Source organism: Psychrobacter sp. Ps4 (assembly GCF_022129285.1).
Classification (GTDB): domain Bacteria; phylum Pseudomonadota; class Gammaproteobacteria; order Pseudomonadales; family Moraxellaceae; genus Psychrobacter; species Psychrobacter immobilis_A.
The window spans coordinates 38476-60025 of record NZ_JADQAK010000011.1 but is presented as its reverse complement, the minus strand read 5'-3'; the positions used below and the strand labels follow the sequence as shown (position 1 = coordinate 60025).

The window sequence follows — 21550 nt, the reverse complement described above, 5'->3', positions numbered from 1 at the left end:
CAGTTTTTATTGATGAACTTCACTATTCGAAGCTGCACTCGATATTTGCGACAGATAAATTGTAACTACTTTTAATAGAGATTGGCATAAAGTCACAAGCTCAGTATTAGTAATGACATAAGGCGGCATGATATACACCAATTTGCCAAATGGTCTGACCCAAATGCCATGCTCGATAAGTAGCGACTGAAAGACGGGCATCTTAACCGCTTCTTGTAATTCAATGACGGCGACTGCACCCAAGCAACGGATTTCAGCAACACCTTTTAGCAGCACAGCTGGCGCTAGCTGCTGCTCCATAGTCCATTGCATATTTGCAGTACGTGCTTCAATATCATAAGACATAATCAAATCAATCGAGGCACACGCAACCGCACAGGCCAGCGGATTGCCCATAAAGGTCGGACCGTGCATCAGTGCCGGATAATCACTTTGGCTAATGGTATCGGCAATGTTACGCGTACACAATGTTGCGGCAAATGTCATATAACCGCCAGTTAATGCCTTGCCAATCGTCATGATATCAGGGCTGATACTCGCATGCTCACAAGCGAATAATTTGCCACTACGCCCAAGACCCGTAGCAATTTCATCGGCAATTAGTACTACTTTGTATTTATCACACAATTTGCGAAGCAGTTGTAAATATTGAGGACTATAAAAGCGCATGCCGCCTGCGCCTTGAATAATCGGCTCGATAATAAATCCAGCCAACTTATCGCTATTTTTATCAAAGAAATCCGTTAATTCATCATATTCAGACTGGCTAATATCACGCTCAAAGCCCAGTGGCGGTGCTGCGACAAAATGCTGCATCGGTAATTGCTTACCATAGAGACTGTGCATGCCATTAATAGGGTCGCAGACACTCATCGCATGCCACGTATCACCATAATAGCCAGAATGGGTCGAGGCAAATTGGCACTTTTGTGGACGCTTAGCGGCAATTTGATATTGCAATGCCATTTTTAATGATACTTCTACCGCAATGCTGCCGCTATCGGCATAAAATATGGCATCCAGTCCAGCAGGCACAATTGACAGCAGTTTTTTGCCCAAGTCTATTGCGGGTTGATGGGTCAAACCACCAAACATGACATGCGCCATTTTACCCAATTGTTCAATCATCGCTGCATTCAGCTTGGGATGATTATATCCATGGACGCTCGCCCACCACGATGACATACCATCGATCAGACGCGTACCATCTTGCGTGACGATATAAATACCATCAGCGTGATCAATCACAATATTAGGATAAGTCGGCGGTAGACTAGCATAAGGATGCCAGAGATGTTGCTGGTCAAAGTCGTTCGTTGATTTCGTAGATGAGAGTGATTCTGTCATATTTTATTGACCAGTAATGCGTTTATATTTTGACAACAAATCGCTTTCGGTTTCGACATAATTGGGATCATGAGGAATACAATCGACAGGGCAAATGACTACGCATTGCGGCTCATCAAAATGACCGACGCATTCGGTGCATAAATCAGGGTCAATCACATAAATGTCATCGCCCTCTGAGATGGCTTCGTTTGGGCAGGCAGGCTCGCACACATCACAGTTGATGCATTCATCAGTAATTAATAACGCCATAGACTGCTCCTTATATTTTACTTATAGCACTTATACAATTGGCGTTGACGATTTCGATGCGTTTAAATGTTCGACACATCTTCATTGTCAGTGGGTATTTTGCTATCTAAGATTGAGTTTTTCAGCAAAAGCTTGTGACACACATAGCGGGACAAATTTAGTCACATCACCACCGAGTTTGGCGATTTCTCGAATCATCGTCGATGAGATGAATGAGTAATTCTGCGATGGCGTCAAAAAAACCGCTTCAAAGTTTTCATCAAGCTCACGGTTCATATTGGCCAGCTGAAACTCATATTCGAAATCTGACATCGCACGCAGACCACGTAAGACAGCAGTGGCGTTTTTTTCACGCATAAAGTCAACGAGTAGACCTTCAAAACCCACCACCGATACTTGTGGTAAGTCAGCAAATACCGTCTCGACTAAGGCGACGCGCTCCTCAAAGTTAAATAAAGGCTTTTTGTGATGTCCTGAGGCAACCGCAATCACCACCTCGTCAAACAGTTTGGTGGCGCGTGTGACCAAGTCCACATGACCATTGGTAATAGGATCAAAGGTACCAGGATATAAAATTCTAGTGTGCAGCTTTGAGGAGTTAGCAGAAGTAGAGTGGCTCATAGCGTGGCTAATAGGGTCAGTAATAGTAGGCTATATGCTAGCAAATTTTGCTCAAACTTAATACTTATCGTCGATGCATTTGTAAATAGTTACCGCCTTAACCTCACTTAATGTACTCAGTCTTCTGTTTGCGCCCGATTGCTGTGTACCCCCCCTTAAATGACTTCGACTATATTGGCTACATTTGTCCTAATAGCCGACTTACATTTTTGTTAGAGGCTTTGCTACAATAGGCGGTTCGACTCATCCATTTTATAAACCAAATAAAAGACAATGCCATTTATTGAGTTAGGATGAGGAATCAGTAGGACTAGTCAGATAAGGACTTTGTAGTTGTAGGCAGTCCTTATGGAGAAATTATGTCAAAAAAATCAAAAAAACCAGAGAATCAAATTTGTGCGAACAAAAAAGCTCGACACGAGTATTTTATTGAAGAAACGTTTGAAGCAGGATTGTCGTTACAAGGTTGGGAAGTAAAAGCCATTCGCGCGGGTAAAATGACCATCACCGAAGCCTATATTATTTTTCGTAATAATGAGGCATTTATATTTGGTGCCCATATTCAACCGCTGCTTTCCAGCTCGACGCATGTCAGTCCTGATAGTATCCGTACCCGTAAACTGCTGCTTAATCGCCGCGAAATCGAAAAGTTAATGGGTGCAGTCAACCAAAAAGGCTATGCCTGCGTGCCATTATCCTGCTATTGGAAAAACTCGTTGGTGAAATGTCAAATTGGCTTGGCACTGGGTAAAAAACAGCACGACAAACGCAAAACGCTTAAGGACCGTGATTGGGAACGTGATAAGCAGCGTGGCTTTAAGAAGGATTTAGATTAAAGCCATCTTTCAACAGATTGGTGTTAATCTTAAAAAAACGGACGATTCAACTTTATGCTGAATCGTCCGTTTTTATTTGTTCAATCTATTTTACTTATTAACTTTCAAACAACTGGCGCAATCTTTGTCGTTTGCGATTGTTTATGAGCACTGCGTAATTGACGTATACCGTGCATAATCAGACAGACAATACCGAGCCAAATCAAACCATAACTATAAATCATCGCTGACTCGAAAGGATTGCCTAGCACTGTCACGGCTAAGATAAATAATAATGCAGGCTCTAAATAGCTCATCATGCCATAGACATTTACTGGCAGCATTTGGCTGGCATCCACATTGGTTTTCATGGCCAACACGCTCATGACACCAAGTCCCGCCAGCATCAGGATAAAAAAGCCAGAACCGCTCACTAAGCTTAAACTGCTCGGTGCGAATAAAAACAAATAAGCCACAGCAAATGGTGCAAATATCGTTAAATCAACCAATAATCCAGTCACCGCGCCAATCCCTTGCAGACGACGCAAAATATAATACAGCGGATACGTGCCGCAGACCCAAAGCGTTGCCCAAGAGACACTTTGCGTACGGATAATTTCACTGCCGACTCCTAATGCAGCAAATGCAACCGCCAACCATTGCAAACGGCTTAATTTTTCACCAAATAGCACGCAACCAAATATAACCATCATCAGCGGAAATAAAAAATACCCCATCGCGGTTTGTACGCCCTGCCCATTGACCGGTGCCCACATAAATAACCAAAATTGGCTTAAGAATATCGGTGTGGGCAATAGTAACCACGCCCACTGTTTAATTGATACTAGATTTTTTATTTTATTGACATGCAAGCCTAAACGTCCACTAACCAGTAGATAGCATATCAATGCCGCCCACATTGCTAGCATCCGCCAGATAAAAACTTGCGTACCTGATAACGGCGCCAAAAAGCTGCTGTAAGCATACAGCACGCCAAATAAAAGGTTCGACAAGATTGCTAGTATGATGCCCAAAATTAATGTGCGTTGCTGTGCGCTACCCGCCGTCCAAATCGCTGGCAATGGCAAGCGTGAGACAGTCGTTGCGAGCGTAGTTGCAAATACAGTAGAAAGCATTGAGATAGACATAAAGACACCGTAAGTTTAAATAGATTTTAGAAAACCAGCTGTGAGCTTTTATTTGTTATGGCTAGGTTTTAATTGTTAGACCTTGATTAATAGCACCTATTTTACTGAGTGTCGTTGATATATTATTGCTATAAAAATCTATTTATGAATAAATTTATCTTTTATAACCTTTAAAAATAAATATTTTCTTAAATTTTTACTTATAGTGATAATAATTATAAAAAATCCAGTGAATGAAACGCTTTCTAAAAGAGAGAACACCATGAGTCAAGTTTTAGATGATATCGATAAAGCGATTTTAAACTTGCTACAGGACGATGCGACCTTGCCATTAAAAACCGTGGCAGAACAAGTGCATGTGTCTATCGCAACTGCCCAGCGCCGTATCCAAGCATTAATCAGCAATGGCGTCATTACCAAGCAAGTCGCTATCGTTGACCCAAATAAAGTTGGTTACGGACTCACTGCTGTGGTAATGATAGAGATGGCGCGCTCAAATACCTCGATGCAACATCGGTTTGAGCGCTTGATGAATACACAGCCACAGGTGATGAGCTGTTATGAGGTGTCTGGTGATGCGGATTTTATGTTGATGGTCAATGCCAAAAATATGAGTGACTACCATCGATTCACGACTGGTTTGCTCACCTATGAGAATAATGTGCGCAACTTTAAAAGCCAATTTGTGATGAACTTTACTAAAAGTGGTACAAAGATTTTGCTCGATTAATTTGATTATGAAAACTGCTTGGCTGTTTAATTAAAAGTAGATAAGTCGCGGTCAAACAAGGTACGATATCAACGAAAGTTTGGCAGTAAATAATAGATGCCACACTAATAGTCCATCGCCTAGTAGACAAGGAAGCCTTACCATGACTCAAAACATCCGTACCATTAGAAAAGAAGAAAGTAATAATCCAGTACTAAAAGCATTAAGCTTTAAGACAGTGATAGTCGGTACATCACTTGCGGCATTGTTCGCCAGCTCTGGCTGTGCCACTAGCTCATTATTAGACAGTGACAATCGAGTCAGCACCACAACGACTAAACACGTTTTGTCTGAAGATCAAATCGTGGCCTTTGGTCGCCCTGCACAGGCATTGCCAAAAATGCCCAACGCGACCATGGTTATCGTTGGCGAAAAGAACAGCTACGTGCTGACCCAAGGTGGGACAGAGATGGTGAATTTACTGACCAATTTGACACCAAAAAATATCCAAGTCGATAATGAGATGAATTTTTATGTGCCCAATAATGATGGCTACTTTCAGGGAGAGATGAAGCTGTCTTATGCCAAACTAAAAGATGAATTTAAACGTTCTGACTATCAGTTCTTTTTGCAAAACAACGGCAAAGAATGCACCTCAGCCAGTGACCAACGTATCAATGCTCAGCGTTTTTGCTTTAGCGTTCCTGTCAAAGGCGCTATTTATCCGCAAGTGAGTAATTTAAGCATGATTCAGTCGAATTATCGTGCCTTAAGCAAACCTTATACGGTCAGTTTTTATACCCAAAGCCAGCAAAAACAAGTGTCTCGTAGTGGCGCTAATACGGCGCAAAAGCTGGTTTTATTGCCTTTTGCATTAGCTTTTGACGTAGTTACTTTCCCATTTCAGTTATTAGAGTAGTAAATCCTTACTATAAACGATGATTTGGAATAAAGATTCGCTTAGTTTCTACAAGCCTTTTTATTCATAGATTACTTAAACTATCAATAACTTATCGTCAATTCTTTGTCATCGTTTATCACATCATGAATACAATTCATGTTAAAATGAGCGCTTTTAAATGAGCCGTTAATATTTTTAATGAATAACGGCTTTTTTTAGTGCCATTTTTCTAATTAACAGGTCCGCTCATGTCTGCCGATACCATCGCCCGCACCGCCTTTAAACAAGGCACCAAACCACTTTACGACTACGACAAACATTGGGCAAGCTGTTACGAGCCAGCGCCTTATTTGCCTATGAGCCGCAAAGAGATGGATGATTTGGGCTGGGATGCCTGTGATGTCATCATCATTTCAGGCGATGCGTATGTCGATCATCCAAGCTTTGGTATGGCGATTATCGGTCGTCTACTAGAGTCACAAGGCTTTCGCGTGGGTATCATTGCTCAGCCAGATTGGAAGAGCAAAGACGCGTTTATGGAATTGGGCAAACCTGTCTATGCTTACGGCGTGACCGCAGGCAACATGGACAGCATGATCAACCGCTATACCGCCGATCGCAAGATTCGTAGCGATGATGCGTACTCGCCGGGCAACGTGGCAAATAAACGCCCTGACCGCGCCGCTATCGTCTATAGCCAGCGCTGCCGTGAAGCTTATCCTGATGTGCCAATTATCCTAGGTGGTATCGAAGGCAGCCTACGCCGTATCGCTCATTATGATTACTGGTCGGACAAAGTCCGCCGTAGTATCTTGATGGATGCCCGTGCCGATGTTTTATTGTACGGTAATGCTGAGCGCGCCATCGTCGATGTGGTACATGGTCTGTCAAAAGGCTACAGCTTTGAGCAAATGAGCAAATTGCGCGGTACATCATACCTGTTGACGCCAACACGCCGCCATTGGCAAGACGATATGACCGAAGTTGCTAGTAATGACGTCGATACCGTGGGCCGTGTTGACCCGATTATCAATCCATATGTGATGACCGAAGACGTGGATCAATGCTCAATCGAACAAGACAAACCCAGCGATTCACCAGTTGGGCAAGCGCTCTCAGGAATGGCTTCACAGTATCCGGGCTTTGTTTCTGAACCAGTTGCCAATAAAATTCTAAATGCTGAGCAAGTTGACGAAGAAACGCAAGTGGTGCAAATGCGTGGTTTTGATAAGCCAATGACGGCGCGTAAGCATAAAATAAAAATGCCACCACGTGAAAAGACGGTCATTCGTCTGCCTGATTATGAGCACGTCAAATCTGACCCTGTATTATACGCTCATGCCAGCCGCATCTTACATCTTGAGACCAATCCGGGTAATGCCCGTGCCATCGTGCAACGTCATAGTAGCGGCGCTGGTAACTCACACACCTCCATCGATGTCTGGCTCAATCCGCCACCGATTCCGCTCTCGACCGAAGAGATGGATTATGTGTTTGACTTGCCGTACGCACGTTTGCCGCATCCAAGCTATGGCGATGCACGCATCCCTGCTTATGACATGATTAAGTTTTCGGTCAACATCATGCGCGGCTGTTTTGGTGGTTGTACTTTCTGCTCAATCACTGAGCATGAAGGACGCATTATCCAAAACCGCTCGGAAGAATCTATCCTACGAGAAGTCGAAGCCATTCGTGATACCGCACCTAACTACACTGGCGTTATCTCTGACCTTGGCGGGCCAACGGCCAATATGTATCGTCTGAGCTGTAAAGATGAGACCATTGAAAAGAATTGCCGTAAGCCTTCTTGTGTCTATCCTGACGTCTGCGAAAATTTGATTACCGATCACAGTAATTTGACCAAACTATATCGCAAAGCGCGTGATATCAAAGGCGTGAAAAAGATTCTCATCGCCTCTGGCTTGCGCTATGACTTGGCGGTAAAAGACCCAGAATACGTCAAAGAATTGGTCAGCCATCATGTCGGTGGCTATCTAAAAATTGCGCCTGAGCATTCAGAAGAAAACGTCTTATCGAAAATGATGAAGCCGGGCATGGGCAGCTATGATAAATTCAAAGCCATGTTTGAGCAGTACAGCCAAGAAGCTGGCAAAGAGCAATATCTGATTCCTTACTTTATCGCCGCGCATCCGGGCACGAAAGATGAGGATATGATGAACCTTGCGCTGTGGCTAAAAAGCCATGGCTACCGCGCTGACCAAGTACAAGCGTTTTATCCTAGCCCGATGGCGACAGCGACCACCATGTATCACACGCATAAAGATCCGCTACATAAGATCAGCCGTGATGAAGGTGACATGGATATCGTCAAATCTGGTAAGCAGCGCAAATTGCATAAAGCGTTCTTGCGCTATCATGATCCAAAAAACTGGGTATTATTGCGTAAAGCTCTGCAAGATATGGGTCGTGGTGATTTGATTGGTAAAAATCGTGGCTGCTTAATCCCGCCGTTCAACGCCAGTTTAGAAGGGCGCGATGCGGCACAAGACAGCTATCAATCGGCGCGTAAAAAGAACAGCCGCCTCGGTAATGACTCGGTGAAGCGTAATAATAATTCGTCAACCAATGGCGCATCCGCTAAAGGCGCTGCGAGTCAAAACACGGTCAGCAAAAATACCAAAAAGCGCGTGAGCAAAGGCAATTTCCAAACCCAGCATACTGGTCTGCCACCGCGTAAAACCAAGTAGTTAAAGCTCTGTATCTCAGTGCTAAATACAGATGCTTAAATGAATGACGAACACTTATTTAATCTCATAAAAAAGCGTCTATCGGTCAAAAGATCGATAGGCGCTTTTTCCTTTGAAGCGGCTTATTTTTAATAAATACGTAATCAAAGCTTAAATACCGACCAAAACGCGCCAAATGATGCGTTACATTAGTCAGTGATTAAGTAACTTAATGAACACGTAACAAACAATTTCTAACATTCTTCAAGCGCTGTTTTCGTTACCATATGCGCTATATGCTTAACGCATTATTAAAAATAAATACATTATGATTTTTATATCTTTGGAGAATGCCATGAACACCCTAACTAAATTTGCTGTTGCCCTACCTACCCTTGCCCTATTAAGTGCTTGTGCGACCACAGCTCCTACTACGCCAAATGCATCAAACACGCCTGCATCAGAAAGCGTCACCGATGCCGCTTATGATCGTATGGCACCAGCACCTTATACCTGTACTGACGACAGCACCATCATGGCTAAACAATCTATTAATAAAAAACAAGTGATGCTCAATGCAACCTTGCCTAAAGTAAAATGGGCTGAGCAACCAATCATCTTAAATGGTGATGTGCAAGGTGATACCGCAAGCTACGTTAATGAGTCAAACCCAGAAGCTGTCTATGCATGGCATATGAAAGGCGACAAAGGTATTTTTGCCATCAAATGGGCAAACGGTAAAGAATATCAAGTAAACTGCCAAATCTAATTAGCTAGCTATAAACAGCCTGCCAGTTTTAAAAAACCAGCGACATATACAAGACAGTCATCATAGGATGGCTGTTTTTTTGCGTATTGATTAAGCAATAATGGCGCTGAATGTCTGTATAGTCAATCCTATATAAATCAGATACGGTGTCAGGCTCGCTTAGTCTACTATTTGTAGTACTTTCGCTCGCCTTCCTTGTATCTGAATTATATTGTACCGGCTATATAAAAACTGACATCAAAACCCTAGATTCAGGTTAAGCATTGATTAGAATGAACGGTTTGCTGCTTTTGTCTAGAGAAGCATCAAGAAACCTGTCAAAATAGCGCTGATAGGACATTGTCTATGATTAATAATACTGAGGATACGTCGATGGCTAAGCGCCTAATGAATATGATGATCATCGCTACTGCCAGCATGTGGGCACTGGCAGGCTGCGACAACAATGCTGAAACTGCCGCTCAAGCTTCTGAGCCAGTGGTGGCGACCGCAGACTCATCAACGACAGCCACTAAGACTATTGATTGGTCAGTCATGGATAGCGGTGAAAAGCCCGCTGACCCTGCCAATTATCAATATCCGTTTGCGCTCGATAGCCAAAATGTCCGTGATTATGCAGAGTATTTCAAGGTAGATAATGCGACGGCTCAGCATAATCTGACGGTGAGCATGGCAAGTAATGAAGCACTATCTAAAGCGTTGGATCAGCTAAGTGAAAGCTATGTTTTACATGAGCTAACCGATGGCAATGAGATGAAACTCATCATTCATACCACGCCTGATGTCGCTGCCAGTAGCTATGACTATGTGCTGTCTGATGACTTTGCGAAAGGATTGGTATTGCCTATCGTGATACAGCCAGATGGTAAAAAAGGTGAAGCGAAGGCGCATGGAGAGGTAGTGGAGTAATTTAATTTGTAGGGTGCGCCCTGCGCACCGATAGCGTATTAAAATTCATACGGTAAATATAAATGTCACAATACATTCGTTCATACATGAAAGGTGCTACCTACTTTTTTACTTTGGTGTCATACGATCGAAGAAAAATACTGTGTGAAGATGACTTCTTAAAAGCCTTTAAAAAAAGCATCAAACAAGTTCAACAAAAATATCCTTTTAAAATCATTGCATGGGTACAACTACCCGACCATCTACACTGTATTTGGAAAATGCCTACTGACGATGCTAATTATAGTATGCGTTGGTCGCAGATAAAACGATTAACCACCCAAGCCTGTCCGCAATATCATTTACCAATAGATGTGTTAAGCCGTTCAAAAATTAAAAGAAGCGAAAGAGGTATTTGGCAACGTCGATTTTATGAACATGAAATAAAAGACGAAGCAGACTTCATAAGGCATATGGATTACTTGCACTATAATCCTGTTAAGCATGGGTTAGTTAAAAAGGTAGTAGACTGGCCATATTCGAGCTTTCATCGTTATGTGAAGCAAGGTGTTTATGCGGAAGACTGGGGTAATGAGTCAATTGGTTTTTCAGAGAGTTTTTCAGATAAATTAGAGTAGTTTTTTTCTAGGTGCGCTGGGCGCACCCTACGCTAACTCAATAATATAATCAGCGCTTTTTAGGTGGATTTACAGGTTTAGCTTCAGAACGCTCAGGTGTATGCCCAGTTTGAGGCCTGCCATTAGGCTTATTACCTATATCACTTGGTTGATAGCCATCCCCAATAAAACAGCTTTTTATTTTATCATCGTTAATTTTATTACTCATTTGAGAACCCTATAATTTCACAAAAAATAGTTTACTAGGACAGTTGCTGTCATGTCTTATTACGTTGTGCTTCTACAGTGTAATTCTTATTAAATAGTGCGCATGTACTATTTAATATATTATCAACGCTTCTTAGGAGGATTTTTAGGCTTACTTTCAGATGTTGAAGGCCTATGCCCAGGTCTATGAGGCTCAGGTTTATAACCCTCATCACTCGGCTGATAACCCTTATCGATAATACGTTTAACAACTCGATCTTTGTTAATCTCAGTCGTCATTTAGTTCATCTCCACTATAATAGAATGATACAGACTCAGCATCTTTTAAGAAAATTATGATACCTGCACTTTGCTCTACAATCCTTTCGAAACCACCATCTGCATTTATAACCCATTCTTCATCTATATAAATTTGCTCTTCATGAGGGTAGCTTGACGAAAATGAATCAACTCCATAAGAGCCACCCAATTTTTTACCACTGTTCATATTAACTATTACCCAGCCAGTTTTCTTTTTGGCAAAGTAGTAATCCCATGGCTTTCCTATTGGATGTACAGCAAATTTCTGAAAATACTTAACCCCTCTTATCCATTTCCAGAAAAATGCCAAGCCAACAGGCGAAATGAACAATACTACGACAGCTAGTGCACCAAGAACAAAGAAACTACCTATATTCATGTAATATTTGTACGTGTAAAAACTAGGTACTATCCATAATGCATAATTTATTGAGCTATAAGAAACAGCATCAACTACCTGCTCAGAAAATTTAATGTTTGATGGATATAAAAAATTATAAGTTTTTATTGCAATAAACCCAGGCACAATAAACAAAATAAATATAATTAATTTATCAACTTCTAAAAAATTCATATTTATACGTCGCTCTATTTTATCAAACAAATGTCATTATAACTAAAACTTCTATAACATTTCATGTTTTATCCTATTCCCCAACTATCGCCAAAAACTCTTCTTCACCCACCACTTTTACGCCTAATTTCTCTGCCTTCGCCATCTTCGAGCCAGCTTTATCACCTGCCAGTAGAGCCGTTGTTTTTGCTGAGATGCTGCCTGATACTTTAGCACCAAGCGCCTGTAGTTTCGCTTTGGCCTCATCACGCGCCATGCTATCAAGTGCGCCCGTAATGACCCACGTTTGCCCATCGAGCGGCAATCCTTCTGACGCTACCTGTTCAACCTTATCCCAGTGCACGCCAGCTTCTCGTAATGCCGTGATAACTTCGATATTGTGCGGTGCGCGGAAGAATTTATAAGCAAGTTCAGCGGTGATCGCACCGACGTCAGGCGTTTGCAGTAGCTTATCGATATCAGCAGCCATCAGGCTATCAATGTCACCAAATTGCTGCGCCAAATTCTGCGCCGTCGTCTCACCGACACCGCGAATACCCAGCGCATAGATAAAGCGAGCCAATGTCGTATACTTACTGGCTTCGATAGCACTGAGGATATTCTGTACCGACTTTTCGCCCAGCTTCTCAAGCGTAATCAGCTCGTCTTGATGATTGTGCAATTGATAGATATCAGCGACTGTCTTCACCAAGCCATGCTCAAAAAAGCTAATCAACCAACTTGCGCCTAGGCCATCGATATCCATCGCCCGACGCGAGACAAAGTGAATGAGCGCCTCGACCTGCTGCGCGGGACAAAATAGCCCACCAGTGCAACGCGCCAACGCTTCATCTTTGGGCAACACCACAGGTGAGTCGCATACTGGGCAGGTCGATGGCAATGTAACGGGTTCAGAATTTTCTGGACGTTGATCTGTCCAAACACGGGTCACTTTAGGAATCACATCGCCTGCACGGTGGACGCTGACCATATCGCCTGCGCGCACATCCAAGCGCTGAATCTCGCCAAAGTTATGCAAGGTGACATTGCTGACCGTGACGCCGCCGACTTTCACAGGTTCTAATTTGCCAACAGGCGTAATCGCGCCCGTGCGTCCGACTTGCCACTCGATAGCATGCAAGCGTGTCATGACGGTTTCGGCAGGGAATTTATAAGCGGTTGCCCAGCGCGGCTCACGCGATAAAAACCCAAGCTGCTGCTGCAGCGCCAAGCTATTTACCTTGATGACCATGCCATCAATCTCAAACGGCAGCTCGCCACGTGTCTCCTTTACCGATTCATAATAAGCTTGAGCCTCACGTGGATTTTGCACTACTTCCACCGCACTGACGGTAAAGCCAATGGTCTTTAGCCATGCAAGCGCTGCCGATTGGGTTTTGATATGCTCAGGCAACCCTTGATTGACTGAATAACAGTAAAATGCGAGCGGACGGCTAGCAGCAATGGCGGGATCTAGCTGACGCAAACTCCCAGCAGCAGCATTGCGTGGATTAGCAAAAGTTTTGTCGCCCTTTTCTTCAGCAAGGCGATTCAAACGCTCAAAGCCCGCTTTCGGCATCAGCACCTCACCGCGCACTTCTAATAATGGAATATCGCTTGCAGCCGCGAGCCAAAGTGGCAAATTGCGAATGGTTTTGGCATTTTGGGTGATGTCCTCCCCAGTTTGCCCATCACCGCGTGTCACCGCTTGGACAAACTTGCCATAAGCGTATTTGAGTGACACCGCCAAGCCATCTAGCTTTAGCTCCATCTCGTATTCAGGGTTTTTCTGCGCATCGTTGAGGCGATCATTCACGCGGCGCATAAAGCCATGTAATTCATCATAATCAAAGACGTTGCCAAGCGAGAGCATCGGAATATCATGAGTGACTTGAGTAAAAGCCGATAGTGGCATATCGCCAACTTGGTTAATTGGGCTGTCTGGCTGTACCAAATCGGGATATTTTTCTTCAAGCGCCAACAAAGAGCGGCGCAACTGATCGTATTCGCTGTCTTCTAAAATGGGATTATCAAGCACATAATAGGCATAATTGTGCTGCTTAAGCGCATCGATAAAAGTGCGCATCTGGGTGACGATAGCATCATCATTTTTTATAGGATTCGCAGTATTGATGTCTTTATTAGTGTCTTTAGAGGTAAGCGGTGAGATAGGGTCAGTCATAGTCGGCGTCTTTTCTTTGCGATTCAAGATGCCGATATGATAACAAGTTTGTAGGATGCTCGGATATAGTCGTTCCTATATAAATTAGATACTGTGTCAGGCTCGCTCAGTCTACTATGTGTAGTACTTTCTCTCACCTTCCTTGTATCTAAATTATCTTGAACCGACTCTAGCATTTTGCAGAAAAATAATTCTGTTGAAAACCAAGTTTATAGAAAATCAGGCTAATAAAAAACGCGTCAACCAAAAACTAAAAAAGGCAAATAACGTCAAGCGCTATTTGCCTTTTAGAATACTGCTAATATGAATCAGCTTTTATTGATCAACCTGTATTCATACATTAAAACTAACCTTCATAATCGCGAACTTGGTTACGCAATTGCTGCTTGTATTCAGGGGTGATTGGTTCGTTCTCTTCATCGAGCATAATGGCGTCCAAATCACTTGCCATCATGTAAGCAATACTCATCATACTATCGAAGCTACGCAGCGCTTGTGGATGCGGCAGCGATAAGAATACTACCACGCCATTATAAGTATTGGTCGCCACGCTATGCGGATCAAAAGGCGCGATACCACTATCGGTGATGCCCATCATGCTAAACCAGAGCATACCGGTGCCGTCTTTTTGCTCATAGCGATGGAACATATTCATCGCGCCATAGCGCAGACCATACTTATCAATTAATGCCAATAAGTCACGACCACGGATAATTGCGGCTGGACGGTCGCGATATTGATGCGGCAAGATAGTGATATTAATGTTGTCTTTGGCATTGATGAGTGGACCGTTTTGCGCTTCATCCACTGGCTCTGAGAGATGCTGATCGAGTATCGGACTGTTATTATCGAAGCTTGGCTCGTCTGCGGTATCAATAGAGGGCATCAAGCTGTCAGTTGCCGACATCAAGCTAGAAAATGCATCAGGCTCTTGCTCGATATGCATCTGCTCAGCGGCTTCTGCAAACTCGCTATTGTCAGCACGCTGCTGCTCTGCTTGCCAGCGCACATAATCAGCATCATCTATTGTGCCAGTATCGCTGTCATTAACATCCGCATGCCCAGCTGTCAGCTGCGTATCAACATGGGTATGAGGTTGGGTCAAAGGTTCGTCTTCGACCACCGCATTTAGATAACTGCGATCAGGGGCGATACTTGTTTCGCCAGCGACTGTATCATCCAAGTCTGGCTGATCGACGATATTGCGTTCATGACGCGGTATGATAGGAATACCGTTTTTATCATAATTGACCGCTACCGCTTCAGCATTATTGCGGCGCTTAAAGCTACGAATGACCATAAATAGCCCTGCAAGCATGATAAATGCGGCAATGGCAATCAATATAAACTGAATAGCGGTCATAAGAGATACATCCTAATATATGACAAAAGGGAATACATAAGAGGGAATAAATGGCAATAGTCTAGCATGGCTAATGAATATCGTCACCATATAGTCATCGTTTACCGTGAGGCTGACACACTTGCGTGACGTTGTAATATTGTCACATCATTTCTAACTATACCACCGACAACTGCTGCCAGTTATCAATTATTTTTGCTATTCAACGCTGCTCTTAATCAGAAAGGTAACGCGCTGCCTCATCGAGTGACACACTGACCAAGGTAGAAATCCCTGCGCTTGGCATGGTCACGCCTTTTAACTCATCGGCAATCTGCATCGTTAATTTATTATGGCTGATAAAGATAAACTGCAAATCGTCTGCTAATTCATGAATAAGACTGGTAAAGCGAGCGACGTTGGCGTCATCAAGTGGTGCATCGACTTCATCCAACACACAAAATGGCGCGGGATGCTGCTTAAATATCGCAAAAATCAAGCTCAATGCAGTAAGCGTCTTTTCGCCGCCTGAAAGCACAGCGAGACGGCTGTTACGTTTGCCTTTTGGCTGTGCCATCAAGGTTAGCCCTGCCCGCCACTGTTCTGATTTTGGTGCATTAATGGGCATATCATCCGTATTGAGTGTTAAACTGGCTTGCCCGCCACCAAACACTTTGGCAAATAAATTGGCAAGCTCAATATTGACGGCATCGAGCGTCTGCATAAATAGCGTCTTGGTCGTTTCATCAATCGAAGCAATCGCCTCCGTTAACGTCTGCATACTCGCAGCAATATCGGTTGTCTGCTGCGCGAGTGGCTCTAAGCGTTCATTAACCTCTGCCAACTCTGCCACGGCAGCGAGATTGACCGCGCCAATTTTGCCTAGCTGCTGCTCAAGCTGCACGCGCTCAGCCTCAAGCTCAGCGATTTTATCTGGGCGCACACGGCGATCATGCGCAATAAAATCTGCCAATAAGTTTGAAACGCTCATCACTTGTTGCTGATGCTGTGGCTGCCGTGCTATATCCAATTGCGCTGTATATTTATGACTCACCTTATAATAAGCATCTAGCGCTTCTTGCGTATGGCTACTAGCATCCTCTAATTTTGCAGCGCTTAATGCCAACTCGGTCGAGTGATTGGCAAGCGCATTTTGCTGGGTTTGCAGTGTATTTTGCAAGCTATCCAGCTCAACCTGCTGCTGATTGTATTCTTGCTTGAGCACCGTTAACGCGGTTTCGCGTCCTGTTAATACAGCCTGCTGCTCATCGCGCGCGGTCTGTGCTGTTTGCAATGCAGCTTGCAGTGCTGGCAGTGTATTTTGCTGCTGCTCATGACGCGTCTTTAGATTTTGCTCACTTTGTAGCGACTTTTCAAATTGCGCACTTGCCCGAGTAAGACTGCTAGTGCTGTGCTCTAGACGCATTTCACTCTGTTGAATACGAAGTTGCAAGGCTTGCCAAGCGTCATCATCCGCTTGACGGATACGACTTAGCTCACTGCGCTCTGCTTGTAATTGCTGAGTTGCCGCACGAGCATCGGCAATTTGTGGCGTTAGCGCTGCTATTTTGTTTTGGATATCTTGCTGCTCATGATTGAGCGATTGTTGTTCCTGTACCAGCTCCTGTTGCTCTTGCTCAAGGGCTGCTTTATCAGCATTGAGGCGGTGGCTGTCCGCTTGCAAACGTTCAGCGTTAGCGCGCTGAGTAGTGAGCTTTTGCTGATACTGATGCTTATCGCGGGTTAATTGCTCAGCTTGCGCGCGTGTTTCTTCTAAGCTGACAGTCATTGCATCATAGTTACGCTGGTTATTAGCAATCGCCTTTTGCTGGTCTTGTATCTTGCTTTCAAAACCATCAAGCAAGTTCTCTAACGCTTGTAAACGGCTGCGCTGCTGCAAACGCTGAGTTAAAAATTGGTTATTGCCGTTATTGCTATCGTTTTTTTCATCTTGCGCACCAGCAAATTTACTGAGATTAATCGTACCCTGATTACTAATAATCCAGCCGTCAGTCGTTAGTAAAATAGCTGACGATGGCAATGCTTTTAAAATCTCAGCAAGCGCTTCTAACGTTTGCCTATTATCTGTCTCAGGCTGTGTAATATATAAATAGCACTGCTGCCAAAGCGCTAAGTTCGGTGCGCTAATCAGCTGTGATAAAGGCAATATTGATTCAACCAAGTTATCTGGCAAATCGCTGATAAATGGCGTTGAATCTGTACCATTTGTCTGAGCAGATAGCCACAAGCTGTGACCTGTCTCTAATAGGGTTTTATCGTTTGCACTAGCAGCCGTGTTTCGTGCCGTTTGATAAGTAAACAGATTGGCAAAGTCATGCTCAAGCACCTGCCATAAACTGTGCGGTTTCTCAGAGTCATCGCTCGCGTTATCAACATTTAGTTGATAAGTTTGGTTAGAAACCAGCACATGGCTGTCTAACCACAATGCCAACACACTATCAAGTAGCTCTGCATGCTGCTGCCCTTTTGCGCTTAACTCAATCTGGTCACGCAAGGTGGTAATGGTCAATTGGCTATAGTCGCTGACTATTTTGCTTTCTAAATCACTTTTAACATCAGCAGTTTTTGCATCAGCAGACTGTTGCGATTTTGGTGTCGGCTTAGGATGCAATATTTGATGCAGGGTATCGTACTCACCTGCCAATACGGCGTGGCGCTTCTCACTCTCGCTCAACTCGCGCTGCTGCGTATGCAATTGCTGTTGTAAATCCTGCGCTTGCGGTTGTAGCTCAGACAGTCGCTCATCGACGCTGTCTTGTTGGCGTTCAATCTGCTGCAATTGTTTGTTTAGCTCAGCAACTTGCGCCACTAACGTCTGCTGCAAATTATTCGTATCAGAATTATCTTGCAAACCAGCACTTGCAACTGGTGATAGCGACTGTTGTAATTGCTGCCATAAATGCTGCCAGTTTGTATGACGACGCTGCCACTTATCATGGTTTTGCTGATAACGTTTTTGTGCTTGGTTATTAATGGCTTGCTGCTGCTCAAACGAACGCGCAGTATCTTGCAGGCGTGACAGCTTGTTTTGCGCATCATGGTAGGCGCGCTGTAATGGTTGCTCGTTGCGTTTATGCGCTTCACGTTTAGTCGTTAATTCAATAAGCTTCGGATGCAATGCTTCTAGCACAGTCTGCTGCTCGGCTTGCTCAGCTTTTAAGCGCTCAATCTCATCGACTGCTTGCTCACGCTGCTGCTCTAAACTGGCAAGCTGTTGCTCAATAGCAGTCAGCTGTGACTTGGCATCACCTAATTGATGCTCTGCTTTTTGATAGCTTAGCTGCTGTTGATAATGGTTACTTTGAGCATCGTCTTTGAGCCATTGCTCTTGATTGATATGCGCGGCAAGTTTATCTTGCTTGGCTTTTAGGGTGTCATAGTTGGCTTGTAAAGTTGATACTTCAGTGGCGCTGCGCTCATGCGCTATTTTTTGCTGCTGCTGAGTATGCTTGGCTTGATAGAGCTGCTGAATGGCGAGCTGCTGCTTAATATCAGCAAGCGTTAGCGCTAATTCCTCATAACGCTCAGCACTGGCGGCTTGTTTAGACAGACGTTTTTGTTGGTTGACCAGCTCGCTTTGCATATCATGCAGGCGTGCTAAATTATCTCTAGTTTTCTCGAGCTTCTTTTGCGTTTCTTCACGTCGAGCTTGATAGCGCGACACCCCTGCCGCCTCTTCGATAAATTCACGCAGCTGCATGGGGCTAGACTCAACGATACGCCCAATCATGCCTTGTTCAATCACCGCATAGCTACGTGCGCCAAGTCCCGTACCCAAAAACACGTCGACCACATCACGGCGACGACAACGCGTACCGTTGATAAAATAATCCGAGCGCCCTTCTTTATTTACCTGACGACGAACGGACAGCTCTTGATACAGATTAAATTCATGGCGAATACCGTTTTGCTCATTTTGCGTATGCTCAAAGGTTAGCTCAACGCTAGCGACACTTTTGGCGGCTTTATCTTGCGTACCCGCAAAGATAACATCACTCATCGCCCCGCCACGCAGCTGCTTGGCAGAGGTCTCGCCCAGCACCCAACGAATGGCATCAATGACGTTGGATTTGCCACAGCCGTTCGGCCCAACGATGGCGGTGATACCATGACGAAAGGTAAAAGTCGTAGGATTGGCAAAGGATTTAAAGCCTGCCAGCTTTAGAGATTTTAGGCGCATGAAGGATCAGTAAATATGGCGAAAACAGGCGGCTATTCTACCTCAAATTGTGCTAAATTTTTAGGGTTTGTGACAGATGCTATAATATGGCTTAAAATAATAATTATTCATATAACTATCAAAAAATAAGAGTATAAAAATGCCTAACTATAATCCGCAAGAACTACAGCAAAAATATGAGCAATGGTGCGAGCTGCATCGTCAACAGCTTGAGGCGCAGCAGCAGTTTTTGCAAGCTGAAGCATTGCAAAATGAGTTGAAAAATTACTACCTAGACCCGCAATGGATGGCAGATCGTGAAGCGGATCTGCCAATTGAGTATTCATGTGATGAATACTCTATCTTTAGTGAAGATGCGCTGTGGAGTATGCTCAGCGACCATGATGAGCTAGCAAGAAAATGGATGCGTTTGGGGCTGGATGCGATTGATAAAAAATAGGATTTCTTTAAAATTAATAAAAGATAGTAAATAAATAAAGATACTTCTAAGGAGTGGCTATTTGTGTATATTCATTAGCATATTGTTTGATAACCTTTAATAGTTTGTCAGCCTCTCTATCAAATGCCTGTTTAATGATCTCACATTGCTCAAAACTACCAGCATATAGTTCAGTGTATAAGTCGATCAGTTGCTTAGAGAACTTTTCATAGTCCTCCTCTAATAATGGGAAGTGCAACATAATCAATGTTTCTACTTCTGTCATCAACATCATAAACGTCTCTATGGGAACGATTAAACTTTCACCTCTAGAGCGAAAGTAGATACCCTCGTGAACCATATAGGTTAATTTATATAATTTGATAATCAACTGCTCATATTTCTCTCGTTTAAATACTTGTATTTCTTTTTTATATTCTAGTCCTAACTTTAGAAGATCACGCTTGTGGTTTTGCCAATTTAATATAGAACTCGTTGCAAATGAAATTGCTCCCCCTAAAGCAACACTTAGAAGACTCACTAATACTACATCCATTCATCACCTTCCTAAAAACACTGCCTAAGTTAGAGTATAAATTTCTAGAGAATTCCAATCCCGCTTAACAACAGCTGCCCGCCTGCAAACAATAACAACACCCCAAAGGCACGCTTAAGCGTTAGCGCAGGCAACTGGTGCGCAAGCTTGGCACCGACTTTTGCCATCGCAAAGCTAGCGACAGAAATACATAAAAATCCCGTGATATGCACAAAGCCTATCGTGCCCTCAGGCAGATTGACAACATCTTGCCCGAACCATGCAAACCCTGCCGCGCCAGCCAATGCAATCGGTAAGCCACAAGCGGCAGATGTGCCGACCGACTGCTTCATCGGTAACCCCGCCCAATTTAAAAACGGTACGGTTAAGCTGCCACCGCCAATACCAAAAATAGACGACGCCATGCCAATCCCTGTACCCGCGCTAAACTGTACGCCAGTTGACGGTAGCGGTTTACCCAGCTGCTCTTTATTGGACAAAAACAGCATTTTTAAAGCAACCAATAACGCGCCGACACCGATGATGGCTTGCAATACTTTACCGTCAATCATATCGGCAATACCAGCTCCCACCAAACTACCGATGACCAAGCCGAGTGCCATTTTGCGCCATACTTCCCAGCGCACGCCGCCACGCTTATTGTGCGCAGTCATTGAGCTGATCGAGGTCACAACGATGGTCGCCAGTGACGTACCAATCGCCAAATGGGTCACCACTTCTGGTGAAAAATCATAAGCGGTAAAAATCCATACCAATGCTGGTACGATAATCATGCCGCCGCCAACGCCAAATAGACCTGCACTGACACCCGCAAATGCCCCTGCAATCACAAACCACACATATAACATCATCGAATCAGCCTTTTATCACACTTATTTTTATAAAAATTCTTTAGTTTTATAATCACTTGCCTATCGCATTTGCTAAATCATAATCCGACCTTTATGCTGTTTATTTGATACTGTCTAATCGTGACAATCTCATGACAATCGCCCAGTATAACAAAGATTATCCAC

At 43.8% G+C, this 21550-nt stretch carries 19 protein-coding genes; 8 read left to right on the top strand and 11 right to left on the bottom strand.

Going from position 1 to position 21550, the window contains the following annotated elements; genetic code table 11:
- Positions 1 to 6: 6 nt before the first annotated feature.
- The 3 genes from bioA to coaD form a co-directional block, all read right to left on the bottom strand.
- Positions 7 to 1347 (bottom strand): adenosylmethionine--8-amino-7-oxononanoate transaminase, encoded by a 1341-nt coding sequence (bioA, locus tag I3252_RS08070; protein ID WP_238034816.1) that lies wholly within the window; start codon positions 1345 to 1347, stop codon positions 7 to 9.
- 3 nt (positions 1348 to 1350) lie between these two features.
- On the bottom strand, positions 1351 to 1599 hold the full coding sequence (locus tag I3252_RS08065) for a YfhL family 4Fe-4S dicluster ferredoxin (protein WP_238034815.1): 249 nt from the start codon (positions 1597 to 1599) through the stop codon (positions 1351 to 1353).
- 102 nt (positions 1600 to 1701) lie between these two features.
- Entirely contained in the window at positions 1702 to 2220 is a 519-nt protein-coding gene (gene coaD, locus I3252_RS08060; protein WP_238034814.1) for a pantetheine-phosphate adenylyltransferase, read from the bottom strand.
- 359 nt (positions 2221 to 2579) lie between these two features.
- Between coaD and smpB the strand changes: the two genes are divergently transcribed.
- On the top strand, positions 2580 to 3056 hold the full coding sequence (smpB, locus tag I3252_RS08055; RefSeq protein WP_045453654.1) for an SsrA-binding protein SmpB: 477 nt from the start codon (positions 2580 to 2582) through the stop codon (positions 3054 to 3056).
- Positions 3057 to 3160: 104 nt separating this feature from the next.
- Here the strand turns inward: smpB and rarD are convergent, their stop codons facing one another.
- Positions 3161 to 4183 (bottom strand): EamA family transporter RarD, encoded by a 1023-nt coding sequence (gene rarD, locus I3252_RS08050; RefSeq protein ID WP_238034813.1) that lies wholly within the window; start codon positions 4181 to 4183, stop codon positions 3161 to 3163.
- 262 nt (positions 4184 to 4445) lie between these two features.
- Here rarD and I3252_RS08045 point away from each other — a divergent pair, with 262 nt between their 5' ends.
- The 6 genes from I3252_RS08045 (at position 4446) to I3252_RS08020 (ending at position 10775) form a co-directional block, all read left to right on the top strand.
- A complete protein-coding gene (locus I3252_RS08045; RefSeq protein ID WP_045453648.1) occupies positions 4446 to 4913 on the top strand; it encodes an Lrp/AsnC family transcriptional regulator in 468 nt (155 codons plus the stop codon).
- A 142-nt stretch (positions 4914 to 5055) separates the two neighbouring features.
- Positions 5056 to 5811 (top strand): hypothetical protein, encoded by a 756-nt coding sequence (locus I3252_RS08040; RefSeq protein ID WP_238034812.1) that lies wholly within the window; start codon positions 5056 to 5058, stop codon positions 5809 to 5811.
- A gap of 230 nt (positions 5812 to 6041) precedes the next feature.
- The gene (locus I3252_RS08035) at positions 6042 to 8501 is read left to right on the top strand and encodes a YgiQ family radical SAM protein (protein WP_238034811.1); all 2460 of its coding nucleotides are present in this window, start codon (positions 6042 to 6044) and stop codon (positions 8499 to 8501) included.
- A gap of 334 nt (positions 8502 to 8835) precedes the next feature.
- A complete protein-coding gene (locus I3252_RS08030) occupies positions 8836 to 9249 on the top strand; it encodes a hypothetical protein (protein ID WP_045443583.1) in 414 nt (137 codons plus the stop codon).
- Positions 9250 to 9594: 345 nt separating this feature from the next.
- Positions 9595 to 10158: a hypothetical protein gene (locus I3252_RS08025; RefSeq protein WP_238034810.1), complete on the top strand. Its 564-nt coding sequence runs from the start codon at positions 9595 to 9597 to the stop codon at positions 10156 to 10158.
- Between the two features lie 86 nt (positions 10159 to 10244).
- Positions 10245 to 10775, top strand: coding sequence for a transposase (locus tag I3252_RS08020; RefSeq protein ID WP_238034809.1), 531 nt, complete (start codon positions 10245 to 10247; stop codon positions 10773 to 10775).
- Between the two features lie 49 nt (positions 10776 to 10824).
- On the opposite strand, the gene I3252_RS08015 is transcribed toward I3252_RS08020, so the two are convergent.
- The 5 genes from I3252_RS08015 to I3252_RS07995 form a co-directional block, all read right to left on the bottom strand.
- Positions 10825 to 10983 (bottom strand): hypothetical protein, encoded by a 159-nt coding sequence (locus I3252_RS08015; protein ID WP_181209548.1) that lies wholly within the window; start codon positions 10981 to 10983, stop codon positions 10825 to 10827.
- 267 nt (positions 10984 to 11250) lie between these two features.
- A complete protein-coding gene (locus I3252_RS08010) occupies positions 11251 to 11856 on the bottom strand; it encodes a DUF6338 family protein (protein WP_181209547.1) in 606 nt (201 codons plus the stop codon).
- A 73-nt stretch (positions 11857 to 11929) separates the two neighbouring features.
- Entirely contained in the window at positions 11930 to 14017 is a 2088-nt protein-coding gene (gene ligA / locus I3252_RS08005) for an NAD-dependent DNA ligase LigA (RefSeq protein ID WP_238034808.1), read from the bottom strand.
- A 346-nt stretch (positions 14018 to 14363) separates the two neighbouring features.
- The gene (locus I3252_RS08000; protein WP_238034807.1) at positions 14364 to 15380 is read right to left on the bottom strand and encodes a cell division protein ZipA C-terminal FtsZ-binding domain-containing protein; all 1017 of its coding nucleotides are present in this window, start codon (positions 15378 to 15380) and stop codon (positions 14364 to 14366) included.
- A 214-nt stretch (positions 15381 to 15594) separates the two neighbouring features.
- Positions 15595 to 19560, bottom strand: coding sequence for an AAA family ATPase (locus I3252_RS07995; RefSeq protein ID WP_238034806.1), 3966 nt, complete (start codon positions 19558 to 19560; stop codon positions 15595 to 15597).
- Between the two features lie 139 nt (positions 19561 to 19699).
- On the opposite strand from I3252_RS07995, the gene I3252_RS07990 reads away from it, so the two are divergent.
- Positions 19700 to 19999 carry a DUF4298 domain-containing protein gene (locus I3252_RS07990; RefSeq protein WP_193007733.1) on the top strand — a complete coding sequence of 100 codons (300 nt, stop codon included), beginning with the start codon at positions 19700 to 19702 and terminating at the stop codon, positions 19997 to 19999.
- Positions 20000 to 20045: 46 nt separating this feature from the next.
- Here I3252_RS07990 and I3252_RS07985 read toward each other — a convergent pair whose 3' ends face one another.
- Complete coding sequence (locus I3252_RS07985) at positions 20046 to 20534, bottom strand: hypothetical protein (RefSeq protein ID WP_238034805.1); 489 nt, start codon at positions 20532 to 20534, stop codon at positions 20046 to 20048.
- A gap of 44 nt (positions 20535 to 20578) precedes the next feature.
- Positions 20579 to 21382 (bottom strand): sulfite exporter TauE/SafE family protein, encoded by an 804-nt coding sequence (locus I3252_RS07980; RefSeq protein WP_238034841.1) that lies wholly within the window; start codon positions 21380 to 21382, stop codon positions 20579 to 20581.
- Positions 21383 to 21550 lie beyond the last annotated feature (168 nt).